The organism is Endozoicomonas atrinae, from assembly GCF_001647025.1.
Lineage (GTDB): Bacteria > Pseudomonadota > Gammaproteobacteria > Pseudomonadales > Endozoicomonadaceae > Endozoicomonas > Endozoicomonas atrinae.
In genome coordinates this window covers 1-1,335 of the sequence record NZ_LUKQ02000562.1, presented here as the reverse complement: position 1 = coordinate 1,335, position 1,335 = coordinate 1, and the positions used below count along the sequence as shown (strand labels likewise).

The window sequence follows — 1,335 nt, the reverse complement described above, 5'->3', positions numbered from 1 at the left end:
TCCTCTCGATTGGTCATGGCGCTGCTCCCTGCTTGATACCAACAGGAAAACAATCGGCCAGAAAAGGGTTAATCGGGAGGTCAAATTAAACTGGTGTTTTGAAGACTTATTACATCGGTGATGACACGCTGATTAATAAACTGTGGACTCGCAATAAAAAAGGGAAGTATTACCGTATTCCATGGGGAACATCCGATTGTGATGTTATTTCACGAATGAACTGTGAGGTCACCAGCGGTGATTTGGGTGCACAGGTGTTTGGCGATCAGGTCGTGTGGGATAATGACGCTGTCTACTTCACTAATCGTACTCACTTATGTGCCCCATCGTACGCCCAGGAGCCTCTGCAGTCGCCTGCTTGTTAATGCAGGTGAAAGTCGTACAGTGCTGTATGCTAAAAGCCAGGCATAACCAGTTACTACATAAGTTCGCTTAACAGCATCAGTGAATATGGCATTATAGGCTCATATCAAGGAATCAGAGATGATCAGCAATATCCTGCTGGGGACAAACGATATAAATAAAGCTGAGATATTCTACAATGAATTGCTTTCACTGTTTCAAGCCAAGCAAGTGATAAAAAAAGAAGACGCAATTCTTTGGAAAACGAGTGATGATTCAGTTGGACTTGCTATTTGTAAACCACACAATCAACTGGAAGCTACCAGTGGTAATGGGTGTATGGTTGGCTTAAAAGCATCTAGTGATGAAATGGTGGTAAAAGTATACGATAGAGCCATTTCATTGGGAGCCACTTGTGAAGGCCCCCCTGGTGAACGCAAAGAGGGCGTGTTTGCGGCATATTTCAGAGATTTAGACCAAAATAAATTTGGTATATTCTGCATCACTCCATAAAACTACTTTGAACCGCCAACAGCTGATGAGGGCTTAAACGGGAGAATACACCGGTAAAATAGCCGAAAATTCCTGTTGAAGTGTCCTCCAGGCTGGCTAAAAATCCAAAATGACACTTTTTGCTTTTTCAGCCGGTTTACATTTTTGATAATTAAGAGTTATTACTTTACGTACAGATTCGAACTCATCACTCACTACCCTGTATCCTCTATCAAGCCTTGGCTCCCGCCTGACTTAACGTCTATAACATTCTGATTTTTTACTACCGCTTTTACGACAAACTCACTAAATGCAAGAACCGCTTCGGGTGCAGGCATTTTGTTGTTTGTATTGATAACGGCTCTGTCCAGGTAATACCAATTTCATTTTCAAAATATGTCACGAATTCTGCGATTGCCTTTATACTTTAAATAGCCTGTTGTTCATCCCGTTAATGTCATGCCTAAAACTCCCGATTTTCCTGAAAACTTTCACGATGCA

The 1,335-nt window shown here is 41.9% G+C and carries 1 protein-coding gene; it reads left to right on the top strand.

Annotation, left to right across the window (positions count from 1 at the left end; all coding sequences use genetic code 11):
* Positions 1 to 483 precede the first annotated feature (483 nt).
* Positions 484 to 855 (top strand): VOC family protein, encoded by a 372-nt coding sequence (locus AK963_RS29055; protein ID WP_066018733.1) that lies wholly within the window; start codon positions 484 to 486, stop codon positions 853 to 855.
* Positions 856 to 1,335: the final 480 nt, after the last annotated feature.